Raw genomic sequence first — 16,476 nt, forward strand, 5'->3', positions numbered from 1 at the left:
CGCGACGTTAGCCTTGCCCTTGCGAGGAGGGCAAGGTGAGGAAGCACTCGCGACGTGCATAGGGTCAAGACGATTTGGGAATGCTGCGCCCCATACTCCGCCGTCATTCCGGGGCGCGCCCTCTTGGGCGCGAGCCCGGAATCCATCGTGCGACAGAGTCCGCGGCTAAATGGATTCTCAGGTGCGCAATTGCGCACCATAGCTCATCGCTTCGCGATGCCCCGGAATGACAGAGGAGAGAGCTACAGTGTCGCCCCCACGCCCTCGGCCACCGGCCTGAAGTTCGCAAAATCCCAACCCCGCCCGGGCGCCGCATCCAGCAGCGCCTTGGTGTAGGCCTCCTTCGGATGCGTCAGCACTTCGGCGGCCGGTCCCTGTTCGACGACGCGGCCGTGCTGCATCACCACGACCTCGTCGCAGATCTGGGCTGCGACGCGGAGGTCGTGGGTGATGAACAGGATGGCGATGCCGAGCCGCTTCTGGATCTCGTCCAGGAGCTCCAGCACCTGCGCCTGCACCGAGACGTCGAGCGCGGAGACCGCTTCATCCGCGACCAGCACGTCCGGATCGAGCGCGAGCGCCCGGGCGATCGCGATGCGCTGGCGCTGGCCGCCGGAGAATTGGTGCGGATAGCGCGACACCGCATCCGGCGGCAGGCCGACCAGCTCGAGCAACTCGCGCGCCCGCTTCATCGCGTCGGCGTGCGCCACGCCGTAATTGACCGGGCCTTCGGCGATGCTCTCGCCGACGGTGACGCGCGGATTGAGCGAACGATAGGGATCCTGGAATACGATCTGGATCTTCTGCCGATGCGGCTGCAGCAGGCGGCGCGAGATGTCGGCGATCTCGCGGCCGGCGAGGCGCACGCCGCCGGAGGTCGGATCGATCAGGCGCACGATGCAGCGCGCAACCGTCGACTTGCCCGAGCCGCTTTCGCCGACGATGCCGAGCGTGCGGCCCTTGCGCAGGGTCAAGGTGACCTTGTCGGCAGCGACGACCTCGCGGCCTTTGCCGAAAAAGGCGCGCTCCTTGTAGACCTTGCTGAGCTCGTTGGCCTCCAGCACCACGGGCTCGCGGGTTTCCTCGCGCGGCGGGCGCGGCACCAGGCTCGGCACCGAGGAGAGCAGGTTGCGGGTGTATTCCATGGTCGGATTGCGCAGCACGGTCTCGAGCGGACCGGTCTCGACCAGCCGGCCCTGCCGCATCACCGCGACGCGGTCGGCGATCTCGGCGACCACGCCCATGTCGTGCGTGATGAACAGCACGGCGGTGCCGTGATCGCGCTGGAGCTCGCGGATCAGCGACAGGATCTGCTTCTGCGTGGTGACGTCGAGCGCGGTGGTCGGCTCGTCGGCAATGAGCAGCTTCGGCTCCAGCACCAGCGCCATCGCGATCATGATGCGCTGGCGCTGGCCGCCGGAGAGACGGTGCGGGTAGGAGGCGAAGATGCGCTCGACCTGGGGCAGGTGGACCTGCTCCATCATGTCGAGAATGCGCTTCCTGCGCGCTTTGGCATCGAGTTTGGTGTGGGCGCGGAGCACCTCGTCGATCTGGCGGCCGACCGGCACCACCGGATTGAGCGCGGTCATCGGCTCCTGGAAGATCATCGCCATCTTGGTCGCGCGCAGCTGGCGCAGGCGGCGGTCGGTGGCGGTGAGCAGCTCCTCGCCGACCAGCTTCACGCTGCCGCCGGTTGGCACCAGCGTGCCCTTCGGCAACAGGCCCATGGTGGTGAGCGAGGTCACCGACTTGCCTGAGCCGCTCTCGCCGACGAGGCACAGCGTCTCGCGCTCGCGCACCTGGATCGAGATGCCGTCGATGATGTTGGCGCCTTTCGGCTGCTTGCCGATGGAGACGACGAGGTTGTTGATGTCGAGGATGGTGTCGGTCACGTCAATTCTCTCCGTCATTCCGGGGCGCGACAAAGTCGCGAGCCCGGAATCCATCGGGCCGCAGCACGCGTGGTGAAATGGATTCCGGGCTCGCGCTACGCGCGCCCCGGAATGACAACGCTACTCGCATCACTTCCCCTCCCGCTGCTTCATGCGCGGATCGAGGGCGTCGCGGGCGGCGTCGCCGATCAGGTTGATGCTGAGGATGGCGATGGAGAGCAGCAGGCCCGGCCAGAAGATCAGCGATGGCTTGATCTGGAAGTACTGGCGGCCCTCGGCCATGATGTTGCCCCAGGTCGGCGTCTCCGGCGAGATGCCGGCGCCGAGGAAGGAGAGGATCGCCTCGGTCAGGATGGCGCTGGCGCAGATATAGGTGCCCTGGACGATCAGCGGCGCGATCGTGTTCGGCATCAGGTGGCGCCACATGATCTTCGGCAGGCTCGAGCCGACCGAGATCGCGGCCTCGACGTAAGGCTCCTCGCGCGCCGACAGCACGACCGAGCGGACCAGGCGTGCAACGCGCGGAATCTCGGGGATCGTGATCGCGATCAGCACGGTCCAGAGGCTGGCGCCGGACAGCGACACCACGGCGATCGCGAGCAGGATGCTCGGCATTGCCATCAGGCCGTCCATGACGCGCATCATCACGGAATCGACCAGCTTGAAGAAGCCGGAGACGAGGCCGATCGCCAGCCCGATGGCGATCGACAGGATCGCCGCACCGATGCCGATCAGAAGCGAGATGCGGCCGCCATAGATCACGCGCGACAACACGTCGCGGCCGTAGGCGTCGGTGCCGAGCAGGAACTGTGCGGAAGATGGCTTGAGCCGCTGCGACGGGGCGAGCTGGATCGGATCATGCGGCGCGATCAGCGGCGCGAGGATCGAGACTACCACGATCAAGGCGAGCAGGCACGTCGCGGTGGCGATGATCGGGGTCGAGGTGAGGAATCCGAATCGCGGCCGCAGCGGCGACGTGATCGGAATGGAGGACTGGGGAAGGGTATCGACCGACATTTTGTTCTTGTCCTTGCCTCAGTACCGGATCCGGGGATCGAGCAGGGTGTAGGCGACGTCGATGAGAAGATTGACGACGACGTAGATCAGCGAGGTCAGCAGGATCATCGCCTGGATCACCGGATAGTCGCGCGCCAGCACCGCATCGACGGTGAGACGCCCGATGCCGGGGATGTTGAACACGCTCTCGGTGACGACGACGCCGGAGATCAAGAGCGCAAAGCCGGTGCCGATCACGGTGATCACGGGCACGGCGGCGTTGCGCAGAGCATGGCGCATCATCACCGCAACCTCGTTGATGCCCTTCGCGCGCGCCGTTCGCACGTAGTCTTCGCCGAGCACGTCGAGCATCGCCGCACGCGTCATGCGCGCGATCAGTGCGACGTAGATGAAGGACAGCGCGCAGGTCGGCAGGATCATGCGCTCGAAGAACGGACCGAAGCCGTTGAAGATGCTACGGAAGCCCTGCACCGGCACCCAGCGCAGCTCGATCGCGAAGACCTGGATGAGGACATAGCCGACCACGAAAACCGGCACCGAGAAGCCGAGCACGGACAGACCCATCACGAAACGGTCGATCCAGGTGCCGTGCTTCCACGCCGCGATCACCCCCAAGGGAACTGCGACGATGACGGCGAGGATGATGGTGCACAGCGCGATCGAGATCGACGGCTCGACGCGCTGGCCGATCATCTTCATCACCGGCAAATTGGAGATGAGCGACGTCCCGAGGTCGCCGTGCAGCAGCTTGTTCACCCAGGTGACGAACTGCACGATCAGCGGCTCGTTGAGGCCGAGCGATTCGCGGATGCGCTCCAGCCGTTCCGGGGTCGCGTTGTCGCCGGCGAGGATCGCGGCGGGATCGCCGGGGGTGAGGCGGAGCAGGAGGAAAACGAACAGCGCGACCACGCCCATCACGGGCACGGCGGCGAGAATTCGGCGAAGGAGATATCCGAGCAAGTTGGATCCGTCAGTTTAGAGTCAAATTGGGCAGGGCTCTTCGGCCAGCCTGCCATCAGCCTAACATTTCAGCAATTCCCGTGCCACGAGGGCCACAGTTTTTGCGGTGCAGCCAATCTTCGTAGGGTGGGCAAAGCGGAGCGTGCCCACCTGCTTTCGGTCGGGAAAACGGTGGGCACGGCGCTTTGCGCCTTTTGCCCACCTACGGGATCGCTTCGCGATCACTCCAGCGTCGCCAGCAGCCCCGCCATCAGCCGTCCTCGCTCAGCGAGACTCTCGACTTCGATATACTCTTCGAGCGTGTGGACATTGCCGCCGCGCACACCGAGGCCGTCGAGCGTGGGGATTCCCATCGCGCCGGTGAAGTTGCCGTCCGAGCCGCCGCCGGAGCTTGCATGCGGTAATTCCATGCCGAGAGATTTGGCAATGCCGCGGGCCTTCTCGTACAGTGCCATGGTGCCGGCATTGGGCTCCCAGACCGGCCGCGTCACGCCGCGCGTGACCTTGAAGCTGACGTCGTTGCTGGTGCCGGACAACGCCAGCATCCGCTCGACGCCGCGGTCGAGATCGGCCTGGCGCTTGGCCATGGAGAGCGCCTCGCCCGTCGCCGTGGTAGCAACGCAATTGACCCATTGGCCGCCATGCACGACGCCGACCGAGAAGGTGCAGTCCTCCGTCGTCATGGCGTCGATCGCGAGGATCTGTCGCGCCATCTCGCGGATCGCCGAGCGTCCCGAGGACAGCGTCGCGCCGGCGTGGCTCGGCCGGCCCGTCGCTTCGAGGTTGAAGCGTGCGATGGCGTAACGTCCGGTGGTGACGCCGTTGTCGGCGCGGCCGGGCTCCGGCACCAGCACGTATTTGTTGCGCGCGGCTTCCGCCTCGATGATGTCGCGCGTGGAGGGCGTGCCGACTTCCTCATCCGGCGTGAACAGCACGGTGATCGGCAATGGGGTCGTGAACGAGGCGCGTGCCAGCTGGCGGATGGCTTCCAGCGAGAGGTAGTTGCCGCCCTTCATGTCGTAGATGCCGGGGCCATAGCACTTGTTGCCTTCGCGCCGCCATTTCAGCTTCTCGATGGTGCCGACCGGGTGGACGGTATCCATGTGCCCGGCGATCAGGATGCCGGGCTCGCCCTGCTTCGGATGGGGGAAACGCGCGCGGATGACCCCGCCGAAGCCCTGGCGGCCGGCGATGCGCTCGATCGTCGCACCCATGATCGCCATATCTCGCGCTGCGATATCGAGCATGCGGTCCACGGCACCGGCATCCCAGGTGGGGCTTTCGCATTCGACCCAGCCGCGCAGGCCTTCGAGCATGGCCTCGGAATCAAAGGGAAGATTGGCAGGATTCATCTCAATGTCTCTCAAGCTTGGAAAGATGGAACGCGCATTGCATTGGCGCGGACGGGACAAGCGGAGGGTGTTGTAGAGCCAAACCGATCTTTGTGGAGCCCGTGCGCGCGCCGCAAGGGCTTGCACCGAAACCGGATTGACGCGCTTCACCCTGTCTGCAAGTCTCGAAAGACGAAGGCATTGCATGAGGTTAGTTCGCCCAACGAACGAACCTCATGCTCAACCAATAACCTGCCTTTGAACAGTTTCACGTCAGGAGAACTTTCTATGTTCCACTTCATGCGCCGGGGGCCTCGCGCGTTCGCCTCCACACTTGCGCTGTCGGTCGTCGCGCTTTCGACCGCGCTGGCCTCGCCGGTGCTCGCGGCCGGCAAGACTCTCACGGCGGTGCTGCATTCGGATTTGCGCATCATCGATCCGATCTTCACCACGGCCTACATCACGCGTGACCACGGCTACATGGTTTACGACACGCTGGTGGCCACCGACTCGAATTTCAAGGTCCAGCCGCAGATGGCGGACTGGAAGGTCTCCGACGACAAGCTCACCTACACGTTCACGCTGCGCGACGGCCTGAAGTGGCATGACGGTGCGCCGGTGACGGCGGAGGACTGCGTCGCTTCGCTGAAGCGCTGGGCTGCGGTCGACGGCATGGGACAGAAGCTCATGGACTTCACCGCCAGCATCGAGGCGACCGACCCCAAGACCATCACGCTGAAGCTGAAGGAGCCCTACGGCCTGGTGCTCGACTCCATCGGCAAGCCGTCCTCGCGCGTCGCCTTCATGATGCCGAAGCGCCTTGCGGAGACGCCGCCGGACAAGCAGATCCCCGAGCAGATCGGCTCTGGTCCGTTCAAGTTCGTGCAGGGCGAATTCCAGCCCGGCGTGAAGGCGGTCTACGTCAGGAACACTGACTACGTGCCGCGCAAGGAGCCGGCGAGCTGGACCTCCGGCGGCAAGGTGGTGAAGGTGGACCGCGTCGAGTGGATCACCATGCCGGACTCGCAGACCGCGGTGAACGCGCTGCAGTCGGGCGACATCGATTTCATGGAGAACCTGCCGTTCGACATGCTGCCGGTGCTGGAAGGCAACAAGGAGCTCACCATCGAGGTTCTGAACAAGTTCGGCTTCCAGACGCTCGGCCGGATGAACTTCCTGCATCCGCCGTTCGACAACGTGAAGGTGCGGCGTGCTGCCTTGCTGGCCCTGAACCAGAAGGACGTGCTCGACGCGCTGGTCGGCAACGCCAAATATCAGAAGATCTGCGGCGCGTTCTTCATTTGCGACACGCCGTTCGCAACCGATGCGGGCTCCGAGACCCTGGTCAAGGGGAACGGCATGGCGCAAGCCAAGAAGGCGCTCGCCGAGTCCGGCTATGACGGCACGCCGATCGTGATCATGGCCCCTGGCGACGTCACGACGCTGAAGGCGCAGCCGATCGTTTCGGCCCAGCTGCTGCGCGAGGCCGGCTTCAAGGTCGACCTTCAGGCGACCGACTGGCAGACGGTGGTGAGCCGCCGCGCCAGCCAGAAGCCGCCGAAGGAAGGTGGCTGGAACATGTTCTTCACCAACTGGGTCGCGGCCGACGTGTCCAACCCGATCGCCAATCTCTCGATCGGCGGCCAGGGCAAGAAGGGCTGGTTCGGCTGGGCGGAGGACGCCAAGATCGAGCAGCTCAAGGACGCTTTCGTCCGCGCGGCCTCGGTCGACGATCAGAAGAAGATCGCCGCCGACATCCAGAAGCAGGCCTATGAGCAGGTGATCTACATTCCGCTGGGGCAGTATCTCATCCCGAGCGGCTGGCGCAAATCGCTGACGGGCGTGCTCGACGGCCCCGCGACGCCTGTGTTCTGGAACATCGACAAGAAGGAATAAAGCATGATCCGGAAAAGTGCGAAGCGGTTTTCCGGAAAGATCATGCGCAAACAACAACCTAAAGCGCGATGACGATCATCCGAATCTCATCGCGCTTTACGCGCCGCGCGCCTTGCAGGTAAATACGAACGGCGCCGCAGTTTCCTGCGGCGCCGTTTTCTATGAGGAGGTCTGTGATCGCGCTCGTCTAGCAGTGGCTGTCGCGCAGCTGCTCGAGCCCTTCACTCACGAATGCCAAGCTCGAGTCCATTCGTTCATCGGAACGAGGCTGCGAAATCGGCTGTTCGATCTCGGACGCGGGCTGATCCGATCTGGTCTCTTGTTCCATCTCGCCAATCCTCTGAATTGCTGCAGTACAACATCGCGAGGGGCGGGAAGTTCCTAGCTGATCGGGCGATGATGCGGCCTGAACAGCCGCCCTTTCTCCACCACCAGCACGATCGCGAGCGCGGCGAGGGTGGACAGGAAAAAGCCGATCGAGAACGGCAGCAGCGTGCCGTCGAAGCTCTGCCCGATTGCCATGCCGACCACGATCCCGATCAGCGTGGTGATCGAGCCGTACAGCGAGGAGGCGGTGCCGGCGATGTGGCCCTGCGGTTCCATCGCCAGCGCGGTGAAGTTGGCGACCATCATGCCGAACGAGAACATCATCAGGGCCGAGAGCACCATGAACAAGGCGAGCGACAGCACGCCGAGGCTTTCCGTCAGCAGCATCACGCCGGCCACGGCCGTGTAGAGCGTCAGCGCGCCGTGCGAGATCACGCGCATGCCGAGCCGGCCGACCAGCCTCGCATTGAGGAAGCCGGCGATGGCTGTGCCGGCGGCAATCGCGGCGAAAGCCAGCGGGAAATATTGGCCGAGATGATAGATGCCGGTGAAGACCTGCTGGGCGCAGAAGACATAGGCGAACAGCGCGCCGATGACGCTGCCGGCTGCGGTGGCATAGCCGACGGTCTGGCGATGGGTCAGGGTCTGCCGGAATGCCGAGAGCACGTCGGAGGGCGCCAGCGACCTGCGCTTCGACTCGGGAAGCGTCTCGGGCAGCCGCAGCACGCACCATGCGAGCGCGAGCAGGCCGTAGAGCATCAGCACCACGAAGATGCCGCGCCACGCCGTCACCAGCAGCACCGCCTGTCCGAACGAGGGCGCGACCACGGGCACCGCGATGAAGATCATCATGGCGAGCGACATCACGCTCGCCATGCGGCGGCCGACATAGCAATCGCGCACGATCGAGGTCGCGATCACGCGCGTCGCCGCGGTGCCGAGCCCCTGGAGCGCACGCGCCAGCAGCAGCGTCTCGAACGAGGGGGCAATGACCGCCAGCACGCTCGCCACCGCATAGACCGCCATGCCGCCGAGCAGCACCGGTCGGCGCCCGAAGCGGTCCGACAGCGGACCCATGACGAACTGACCGGCGCCGAAGCCGATCAGGAAGGTCGACAGCACCAGTTGCAGATGGTTCTCGACGGGAATCTTGAAGGCGGCGCCGATATTGGGCAGCGCCGGCAGCATCATGTCCATCGCGAGCGGATTCAGCGCCATGATGGACGCGATCACGATGACGAATTCCGGAAAACCCATTGGGCGGTGTCCCGAGGACACCCAACCGTCGGCATTGACGTCGGACAAGAAGCTTACCCCTGCAATCAAGCGAGTTATCTAGCCCCGATGCTGCGTTGCACAACCCATGTTTCGGGATGGCTGGCAGGCGGAGCAGGAGCGGTCAAAAACGGGTGAGGGCCCGTCGCCGGCCTGATGGGCCATCCGGGACCTCGTCGCCGCGCACATCGAAGCGTTTTCCAAGCCGCGTCGCCGGAGGGCTGGGCCTGCAACCAGGGATTCACCATAAGATCGGGCGCGGCACGCCGGGGAGATGAATCGGCAACCCGTCCTGTCCATTGTGGCTGGAGCGGCTGCCGCAACGGCGCCGCGAGAAGCCAAACAGGGTATCGCCCGTGTCCGACATATCAGGTGCAGCACGATGGTTGGCGCCTGCGGCCAAGGCTGCCAGGCGCAACGTCTGGCTTGCCGGCGTGGTCACGCTGACCGCGCTGCTGGTGCTCGGTAATCTCGCCAACGATGCCTCGCTCGACCTGCCCTATGGCTGGGACGTCCGGGTCAATTGCGCGGCGGTCGATGCGCATGCCGACGGGCTCGATCCCTACTTCGTCAAGAACCTGAAGGGCACCACCTATTCTTATCCCTATCTGCCGGTGACGCTGGACGTCTTCCGTCCCCTCTGCGGGGGCGGCGTTCTGCTCGATCATTACCGAAGCATCTTTCTCGTCCTCGCCGTGCTCTGCGCGCTGCTTCTGCCCGGCCTTGGCCGGACGCGTGCCAGCGCGCGCGATGCTGGCTTGAAGGTGCTCTGCGCGCTCGGCGCGTTCGTCGGTTTCGAATTCGTGGTGGCGTCGGGGAATTTTGCGCTGCTGAGCGGAGTGCTGACCGCGATCGCGCTGAAGCTCCTGCTACGCCCGCTCGCATCCGAACAGAATTCGAACTTTTCCTGGCGCATCGCCGGCGCTGCGCTGCTCGGCCTCGTGACCTCGTTCAAGCTGGTGTTCGTCCCGGTGCTGGCGGCGCTCTATTTCCTGCCGCTGCCGCGTGGCCGCAAGCTGGCCTTGATCGCGGTGGCCGCGTTCGCCTTCGCGTTGCCGCTCGCGCTGTCGCGGTTACTCTATCCAGATCTGTTCGCGAGCTGGCTGCTCGCGATCGCAGGACAAATTCCCGGCCAGCATGCCGTCGGTCTCGTGGAGACCAATCCGTCGCTGTTGCTGCTGGCGCGCGACCTCATGGCCCAGGCCGGCTTCGGTGACGGCAAGCCGGCGATGTTGGCGGCCTATGCGTTCGCGGCACTCGCGCTCGTGCTCGTGCCGTTCGCGCTGTCCGTCCTGCGCGCGGCCGCAAGGGAATCGGTGCGGGCAGGGGCATCGCTGCTGACGCAGCTCGATCGCTGGCTGATGGATCACCCGCGCACGGCGATGCGCATCACGGTGCTTGCCATGTTCGCGCTCTATCTCAGCTCGCCGCGTCTGAAGGAATATGCCTTCTTCGAGCTCGCGCTTCTTGCCGCGATCCTCATCGTCGATCTTCCGTCCCTGGCGCTCGCCGCCATCCTCGGCATCGGCCTCGCCTTCCCGGCACTGGTCTCGCTTCTGGGCGCGCCGATCGAGGGCACCTTCATCCTCCTCGTCATCGCGCTGATCTGCTTCTGGATCGTGCTGCTCGATTTCCGCGCAGAGCCCGAGCGCCTCGAGCAAGGGTTATACAAGCTAGTGGTGCGGGCAGCCGGGGTCGAACCGGCACAGCGCTTGCGCACCGAGGGATTTTAAGTCCCTTGCGTCTACCAATTCCGCCATGCCCGCTTGATCCAACGAGATCAAACACTTAAGTCCGTTCCGGCGGTCTGGAATTGGCGCGTTCGCCGCCGGAGGGACGGTTCTTCCTTAAGCGAGCCGGGGGCACAAGGCAAAGCCTCAATCCGGACATCTGTTGCTGCTTTAGGCATTCTCAATCCACGGGGGCTATTCATTCGGCATGGCTGCTTCGTTTTCCTTTTCGCTGCGCGGCTTTGGCGCGCTGTTCGCGCTGCTTGCGGCTGGCCTCGCGCTGTCCGGCTGCGCCGGCGTGAGCGAGACGATCGCACCGGCTTTTGCCGATCCCGCCAAATACGAATTGTACGATTGCAAGCAGCTCGAGACCGAGCGCAAGGACCTCGCCAAGCGCACCGCCGATCTGCAGAGGCTGATGGAGAAGGCCGAGACCGGGGCCGGCGGGGCCGTCGTGTCCGAACTCGCTTATCGCAACGATTATATCGCCGTGCGCGGGCAGGTCCAATTGGCCGAGGATGCCTGGCGCCGCAACAGATGCCGGGAGACGCCGCCCGAGGCGCCGCCGCCTCCGGCATCGCCCGCGGCCAGCGCCAAATCCGCGTCGAAATCCGGCAAAGCGGCCCGCTGAGGCGGCGCGCCGCATCAAGGCCGCCAGCCGTAGATCCAGTCCTGTCGCGCCAGCATGCGCTGCGGGCCGAGCGCGCGGATCGCAAGATCGCGTGCGAGCGCGAGCGGCCCATTGAGATGATAGATGCGGCCCTGCTGCCGCGCGGTCCGCTGCACCCGCCGCACCCGCGCCTGGCGGGCACGGCCGTATTGCGTCAGCGCGGCGGCAACCGCTTTGCTGCTCTCGGCGGCCTCCGGGCTCAAATGCCGGGCGAGCACGGCGGCATCCTCGATCGCCATGCCGGCCCCTTGGGCTGCGAACGGCAGCATCGCGTGCACGGCATCGCCGAGCAGCGCCACCGAACCCTTGCTCCAGGGGCAGCCGTCCGGCACGCCGAACAGCGCCCATTTGCGCCAGCTGTCGACCGCGGCGAGCAGCATCCGCGCCGCCGGCGGCCAGCGCGGGCCGGCAAAGGCGTCCATCACCTCGCTGATATCGCCGGGCGTGCTCCAGCCCGGCCGGTTCCAGGTGCCGGGCAGCACCGCGATCACATTGATCTGGCGTCCGCCCGCAATGGGATAGGCGACCAGATGGGCGTTCGGTCCCATCCAGAGCTGCACCCGGCGCGCGGTATAGTCCTTCGGCAATTGCGTGGCATCGAGCGTGCCGCGCCAGGCGATCAGGCCGGAAAAGCGCGGCTGCACCTCGGGAAACAGATGCTGGCGCACCGTCGACCAGATGCCGTCGGCGCCGATCAGCGCGCTGGCGAGATCGCTGCGGCGGATCGTGCCGCTGCGATGGACCACGGTCAGGCCCTTGGCGTGAGGCGCGACGTCCTCGAAGGTCGCGCCCAGCTTCAGGTCGATGTCGGGATGGTCGGCGACGGCGCCGGCGAGGGCCGCTTGCAGGTCGGCACGGTGCACCACCCAATAGGGCGCTCCGGCGCGCAGCGAGGCGGCTTCGCCGAGCGGCATGCGCAGCAGCTCGCCGCCGGCGCGCGCGCTCATGATCGAGAGCGCTTCCGGGGTGACGGCGCGCAGTTTGAGGCGTTCTGTGAGGCCGAGCTCGACCAGCACGCGACTGGCATTGGGCGAGAGCTGCAGGCCGGCGCCGACCTCCTCGAGGCGTTCGGCCTTCTCCAGCACGACGATGCGGAAGCCGCGGGCGGCGAGCGCGAGCGCGGCCGTCAGGCCACCGATGCCGGCACCGGCGATGACAATCGTTCGGGAGAGCGCCACCCCTTAACCGATGGACGCGGTCAGGCCACCTTGTCCTTCAGCACACATTCCGGCGGGCGGGCTTCGCCCGGCTTCAGGTCGGCCGCGAAGCGGTACAGCGTCGAGCAATAGGGGCAGATGATCTCGTTGTCGTTGCCGAGGTCGAGGAAGACGTGCGGATGGTCGAACGGAGGATTGGCGCCCACGCACATGAACTCTTGCGAGCCGATCTCGATGACGGGGACACCGGCATCGTTATGGAAGTGCGGGACGACATGGTCGGACATCGAAGTTCATCCTGGAGTGGCAATGGCGGCAGATACAATCACGAACTTACGCGGCATCTTTGAGGCGCTGCGGACCATACTGGCGGGTACAGGTGATTGCTAGTCCAGCGGAACCGAAAAGCTTCGCAAGCGCCCCATGCTCATTTGCTCATGCAAATTCGACACAATCTTGCGCCCCTAGAGAAGCCCTTCTTTCGTCGGGGACGTTGTGTCGCAATTTTGGCATACTATCTCTGTGGTTGCGTGAAACCGGGACGAAAGACGTAGTGTTCCACGCAAGCGATCTCAGGGCATCCGGGCTTTTCCACATGAAGTGGCTGCGAATCAGTACGGCGTTGGCGGGAATGGCCGTGTGCGGCTTCGTGCTCGCGCAGGTGGCGCCGCATGCCCGCGAGGCCGGCGCGATCCTGGCCGCCCAGGATGATCCGGTCGCGCTCTCCGAGCTGAAGCTCGATGCACTGCTCCGGCACAACGACCGCCTGGTTCAGGACAATATCGAGGCCGCGCTCGCCGCCGGCGATGCCGATCTCGCCGACAGTTTCGTCACGCTGGCGCGCGAGCGCAACATCGCGCTCCCCGACGACCTCTTGAGCCGCGTCACTGATGCCGTGAAAGCGGAGAATTCCACCGCGCATTTCGCCAAGCGCTTCGCCACGGGTCTCGTCACCGGCAACGCCGACGACGTCGCCAGCCTGTCCGGGACCGTGGCCGGCGATCTCTTCGTGTTCGGCGACATCAGGGACGTGGTGCGCGAAGGCAAGCACCTCGCCATGGGCGAGGACACCGACCGCCTCGTGCTCTCCCTTGCGGCGGCCGGCCTTGCGGTGACGGCGGCAACCTACATCTCCGTCGGCGGTGCCGCGCCGGTGCGCGCAGGACTGACGCTGGTGAAGGATGCGCGCAAGCTCGGACGGCTCGGCGAGGGGCTCGCCGCATGGGCCGGCCGGTCCGCGCGCGAGGTCGTCGATGCGCCGATGCTGCGGAACGCGGTGGCATCGGGCTCGGTGCTGCGCCCAGGCCAGACCGTGAGCGCGATCAAGGCCGCGTTCCGGGCCGAGAAGGCCGGTGCGCTGGTCCGGCTCGGCAAGGACGTCACGCGCGTCGCCGGAAAGACCGGCACGCGCGGGGCCATGGATACGCTCCGCATCGCCGAGGGCCCCAAGGACGTCGCGCGCGCCGTGCGGCTTGCGGAAGCGCAAGGCGGCAAGACGCGCGCGATCATCAAGCTGCTCGGCCGCGGCGCGCTGCTGCTCGTCGGCGGCGCGTTCGATCTGGCGATGTGGCTGTTTGGCGCGGTCGTGACGCTGTTCGGCCTGCTCTCCTCCATCAAGGCGACGACCGAGCGCCTGACCCAGGCCTGGTGCGATCGCAGGCGGGCGCGGCGGCTGCGCCGCGCGCAGATGGCGGCCGACGCTGCTTTGGCTAACGCGGCCGCGACGGCCTGAGGCGCGATCCGCTTCGGGCTATTGTTTGAGCATGATGTTGCCGGAAAACCGCTGCACACTTTGCCGGATCGTGCTCTAAGATCGAGCTGTCCCCCACAAGATCCCACGGAACTGCTGATGCCGAGCTTTCACAACGGCGCCGTTGAAATTGCCTATCTCGACGAAGGCGAGGGCGATCCGATCATCCTGGTGCACGGCTTTGCCTCCAGCAAGAACGTGAACTGGGTCTATCCGACCTGGGTGTCGGAGCTGCGCAAGAACGGACGCCGCGTCATCGCGCTCGACAATCGCGGCCATGGCGAGAGCGCAAAGCTCTACGAACCCGCGCAATATTCTATACCCGTAATGGCCGGCGACGTGCTCGCACTGATGGATCACCTCGCCATCCCGCAGGCCGACATCATGGGCTATTCGATGGGCGGGCGGATGACGGCCTGGCTCTCCCTCAACGAGCCGCAGCGCCTGCGCTCGGCGATCCTCGGCGGCATCGGCATCGGCGGCCTGATCGAGGGCAGCGGTCCCGGCGAGAACGTCGCCAAGGCGCTGGAGGCGCCCGCGCTGGACGACGTCACCGATCCCGTCGGCCGCACGTTTCGCGCGTTCGCCGACCAGACCCGCTCCGACCGCCGTGCACTCGCCGCGTGCCTGCGCGGCACGCGCGATCTCATGACGAGGCAAGAGGCCGCGCGCATCGAGGTGCCCGTGCTGATCGCGGTCGGCAGCGCCGACGATGTCGCAGGAAGTGCCAGCGCGCTCGGCGCGATCATACCGGGTTCCGAAGTGCTCGATATTCCCAATCGCGACCACATGCGTGCAGTCGGCGACAAGGTTTACAAGACCGGCGTGCTCGATTTCCTGTCACGCCGCGGCTGAGGCGACATTGCATGGCCTATCGGGTACGTGGCGCATCGCCGCGCTCCGCCTGGCCAAAGGTCATCACCCAATCGCGCTGCTCATCCGTGTCCGGCACGATCAAGCCCCGCGAAGCTCCAATCAGCTCAAGAGCTTCCTTCGCTTGGATTCCGGAACAGATCAGTGCGCAAGCTGCAATTACCGAAGATCGGCCGATCCCCGCGCGACAATGGATCGCCATAGAACGACCATCTCGCAAGCCGCTGGCTAATAAGCGAGCGATCTGCGATGCCTCCGGTCGCGATTCTGGCAATCCCCGATCCGGAATCGGAAAAGAGATGAAGTCGATTCCGTTAGAACGACAAACCTCGTCTTCACGCTGTAACCCAAGCTCTGAAACCTCCTCGCGCTCGAGAAGGCTCACTACCAGATCGACTCGGGCGTCCTTCCACTCAATGACTTCCATCTCCAACCACTCGTCGGCGCGAGGACGCGCCATAATCGCTATTCGTCCAGCCGCTTGAATCTCGATCCAATGTAATCGGGACATCTCAAACCCTTGGTTGATGCAAGACGGGATCGCATAATCCACACCTCACCGGCAGCCGCCGCCTGGAGCTCATTTTCCTGGCGACCGAATGTCGGTGACGACTGCTGCTTCACACCACCTTGTCGCTGAACGCGGTGGGAAGCGTGTTGAGGAACGACATGACGCGCTGTGTGCGCAGGGGCGGGCGGCGGCCCGAGGTGCGCAGCATCCATAGGGGTTCCCCAGGCGCGCGCCAGGGCGCCAGCACTTCGACCAGCCGGCCGGCGCGAAGGTCTTCGTTCACCAGCCACGCCGGCCCCCAGCCGACACCGAACCCATTCACGATCAAAGCGAGCGAAGCATGCGCGTCGTCGCAAATATGCTTGGGCTTGGGGGTGATGCGAATGGGTCCTTTGCCGCGCGGGTCGGCGAAGCGCCAGGTCAGGATCTGACCGCTCGCGGGATTGCGGAAGCCGACGTGCTCGTGCGCGGAAAGCTCGAAGGGAGTGGCCGGCGCGCCGCGCGCTTTCAGATAGGCAGGCGAGGCGCAAGCGATCCAGGAGAAGGTGCAAAGCCGCCGTGCCTGATGACCGGGCGCGCGATCGAGCGGCCCTGTGCGGATCGCGATGTCGACGCCTTCCGCCGCGAGATCGAGAATCTCGTTGCGGAATTTGACCTCGATCTCGATTTCCGGCCGTTCCCGCAGGAACGCGGGCAGTCGCGGCAGGATGCAGGCGCGCGCGAACGAGGCGGGGGCGGTCACGCGCACCCGTCCGCCATCGTCGCGCGCGACTTCGCCGAGCGCGGATTGGACACGGGCGAGGCTTTCGGCCAACGCGCGTCCCGCCGACATCAGCCGGTCGCCCTCTGCGGTCAGCGCCAACGAATGGGTGGAGCGATGCAAAAGTCGCAATCCGTGAGCCTGTTCGAAGCGGGCGACCGCCTTGGACATCGCCGATGTGGTCGTCCCCGCCCGCCGCGCGGCTTCGGCGAAGGAGCCTGCCTCGACGACGCGGACGAAGGCGAGGAGGCGCGAAAGATCGGGAGGCAAAGTCGTTGTGGACATGAAGTCCACATAGCCGTGGCCAGACGGTCACTACAAGACCCA

At 65.5% G+C, this 16,476-nt stretch carries 14 protein-coding genes and 1 tRNA gene; 4 read left to right on the plus strand and 11 right to left on the minus strand.

What is annotated here, in order from left to right:
- Positions 1-242: 242 nt before the first annotated feature.
- From GA0061099_RS27530 to GA0061099_RS27545, 4 genes are all read right to left on the minus strand, one after another.
- A complete protein-coding gene (locus tag GA0061099_RS27530; RefSeq protein ID WP_036029778.1) occupies positions 243-1,892 on the minus strand; it encodes an ABC transporter ATP-binding protein in 1,650 nt (549 codons plus the stop codon).
- 129 nt (positions 1,893-2,021) lie between these two features.
- A complete protein-coding gene (locus GA0061099_RS27535) occupies positions 2,022-2,909 on the minus strand; it encodes an ABC transporter permease (RefSeq protein ID WP_036029754.1) in 888 nt (295 codons plus the stop codon).
- A gap of 18 nt (positions 2,910-2,927) precedes the next feature.
- On the minus strand, positions 2,928-3,869 hold the full coding sequence (locus GA0061099_RS27540) for an ABC transporter permease (protein ID WP_036029753.1): 942 nt from the start codon (positions 3,867-3,869) through the stop codon (positions 2,928-2,930).
- 221 nt (positions 3,870-4,090) lie between these two features.
- Complete coding sequence (locus tag GA0061099_RS27545) at positions 4,091-5,221, minus strand: M20/M25/M40 family metallo-hydrolase (protein WP_036029750.1); 1,131 nt, start codon at positions 5,219-5,221, stop codon at positions 4,091-4,093.
- A gap of 267 nt (positions 5,222-5,488) precedes the next feature.
- Between GA0061099_RS27545 and GA0061099_RS27550 the strand changes: the two genes are divergently transcribed.
- Positions 5,489-7,096, plus strand: coding sequence for an ABC transporter substrate-binding protein (locus GA0061099_RS27550; RefSeq protein WP_074448148.1), 1,608 nt, complete (start codon positions 5,489-5,491; stop codon positions 7,094-7,096).
- 381 nt (positions 7,097-7,477) lie between these two features.
- On the opposite strand, the gene GA0061099_RS27555 is transcribed toward GA0061099_RS27550, so the two are convergent.
- The 3 genes from GA0061099_RS27555 to GA0061099_RS27565 all read right to left on the minus strand — a co-directional run bounded on the left by GA0061099_RS27555 (position 7,478) and on the right by GA0061099_RS27565 (position 10,464).
- Complete coding sequence (locus GA0061099_RS27555) at positions 7,478-8,728, minus strand: multidrug effflux MFS transporter (protein ID WP_036029744.1); 1,251 nt, start codon at positions 8,726-8,728, stop codon at positions 7,478-7,480.
- 1,043 nt (positions 8,729-9,771) lie between these two features.
- On the minus strand, positions 9,772-10,359 hold the full coding sequence (locus tag GA0061099_RS41400) for a hypothetical protein (protein ID WP_167361679.1): 588 nt from the start codon (positions 10,357-10,359) through the stop codon (positions 9,772-9,774).
- A 16-nt stretch (positions 10,360-10,375) separates the two neighbouring features.
- Positions 10,376-10,464: transfer RNA gene (locus tag GA0061099_RS27565), tRNA-Leu, on the minus strand.
- Positions 10,465-10,636: 172 nt separating this feature from the next.
- Here GA0061099_RS27565 and GA0061099_RS27570 point away from each other — a divergent pair.
- On the plus strand, positions 10,637-11,059 hold the full coding sequence (locus GA0061099_RS27570) for a hypothetical protein (RefSeq protein ID WP_036029720.1): 423 nt from the start codon (positions 10,637-10,639) through the stop codon (positions 11,057-11,059).
- Positions 11,060-11,073: 14 nt separating this feature from the next.
- Here GA0061099_RS27570 and GA0061099_RS27575 read toward each other — a convergent pair whose 3' ends face one another.
- Both GA0061099_RS27575 and GA0061099_RS27580 read right to left on the minus strand, forming a co-directional pair.
- Entirely contained in the window at positions 11,074-12,276 is a 1,203-nt protein-coding gene (locus GA0061099_RS27575; RefSeq protein ID WP_036029717.1) for an FAD-dependent monooxygenase, read from the minus strand.
- A gap of 20 nt (positions 12,277-12,296) precedes the next feature.
- Positions 12,297-12,542, minus strand: coding sequence for a zinc-finger domain-containing protein (locus tag GA0061099_RS27580; protein ID WP_008562814.1), 246 nt, complete (start codon positions 12,540-12,542; stop codon positions 12,297-12,299).
- Positions 12,543-12,850: 308 nt separating this feature from the next.
- On the opposite strand from GA0061099_RS27580, the gene GA0061099_RS27585 reads away from it, so the two are divergent.
- Positions 12,851-13,987: a hypothetical protein gene (locus tag GA0061099_RS27585; RefSeq protein ID WP_036015306.1), complete on the plus strand. Its 1,137-nt coding sequence runs from the start codon at positions 12,851-12,853 to the stop codon at positions 13,985-13,987.
- A 117-nt stretch (positions 13,988-14,104) separates the two neighbouring features.
- Positions 14,105-14,860, plus strand: a complete 756-nt coding sequence (locus GA0061099_RS27590) for an alpha/beta fold hydrolase (RefSeq protein WP_036015305.1) — start codon at positions 14,105-14,107, stop codon at positions 14,858-14,860.
- A 16-nt stretch (positions 14,861-14,876) separates the two neighbouring features.
- Here the strand turns inward: GA0061099_RS27590 and GA0061099_RS27595 are convergent, their stop codons facing one another.
- Both GA0061099_RS27595 and GA0061099_RS27600 read right to left on the minus strand, forming a co-directional pair.
- Complete coding sequence (locus GA0061099_RS27595) at positions 14,877-15,389, minus strand: protein-tyrosine phosphatase family protein (protein WP_063822484.1); 513 nt, start codon at positions 15,387-15,389, stop codon at positions 14,877-14,879.
- A gap of 109 nt (positions 15,390-15,498) precedes the next feature.
- Positions 15,499-16,434 carry a LysR family transcriptional regulator gene (locus tag GA0061099_RS27600; protein ID WP_036029733.1) on the minus strand — a complete coding sequence of 312 codons (936 nt, stop codon included), beginning with the start codon at positions 16,432-16,434 and terminating at the stop codon, positions 15,499-15,501.
- Between the last annotated feature and the right edge of the window lie 42 nt (positions 16,435-16,476).

This window comes from Bradyrhizobium yuanmingense (assembly GCF_900094575.1).
Taxonomy (GTDB): Bacteria; Pseudomonadota; Alphaproteobacteria; order Rhizobiales; family Xanthobacteraceae; genus Bradyrhizobium; species Bradyrhizobium yuanmingense.

Excerpts from the sequence above, each read along its gene's own strand:
- GA0061099_RS27600 (WP_036029733.1), bottom strand. The coding sequence starts at position 16,434 with ATGTCCACAACGACTTTGCCTCCCGATCTTTCGCGCCTCCTCGCCTTC.
- GA0061099_RS27545 (WP_036029750.1), bottom strand. The coding sequence starts at position 5,221 with ATGAATCCTGCCAATCTTCCCTTTGATTCCGAGGCCATGCTCGAAGGC.
- GA0061099_RS27585 (WP_036015306.1), top strand. The coding sequence starts at position 12,851 with ATGAAGTGGCTGCGAATCAGTACGGCGTTGGCGGGAATGGCCGTGTGC.
- GA0061099_RS27535 (WP_036029754.1), bottom strand. The coding sequence starts at position 2,909 with ATGTCGGTCGATACCCTTCCCCAGTCCTCCATTCCGATCACGTCGCCG.
- GA0061099_RS27595 (WP_063822484.1), bottom strand. The coding sequence starts at position 15,389 with ATGTCCCGATTACATTGGATCGAGATTCAAGCGGCTGGACGAATAGCG.
- GA0061099_RS27590 (WP_036015305.1), top strand. The coding sequence starts at position 14,105 with ATGCCGAGCTTTCACAACGGCGCCGTTGAAATTGCCTATCTCGACGAA.
- GA0061099_RS27570 (WP_036029720.1), top strand. The coding sequence starts at position 10,637 with ATGGCTGCTTCGTTTTCCTTTTCGCTGCGCGGCTTTGGCGCGCTGTTC.
- GA0061099_RS27580 (WP_008562814.1), bottom strand. The coding sequence starts at position 12,542 with ATGTCCGACCATGTCGTCCCGCACTTCCATAACGATGCCGGTGTCCCC.
- GA0061099_RS27550 (WP_074448148.1), top strand. The coding sequence starts at position 5,489 with ATGTTCCACTTCATGCGCCGGGGGCCTCGCGCGTTCGCCTCCACACTT.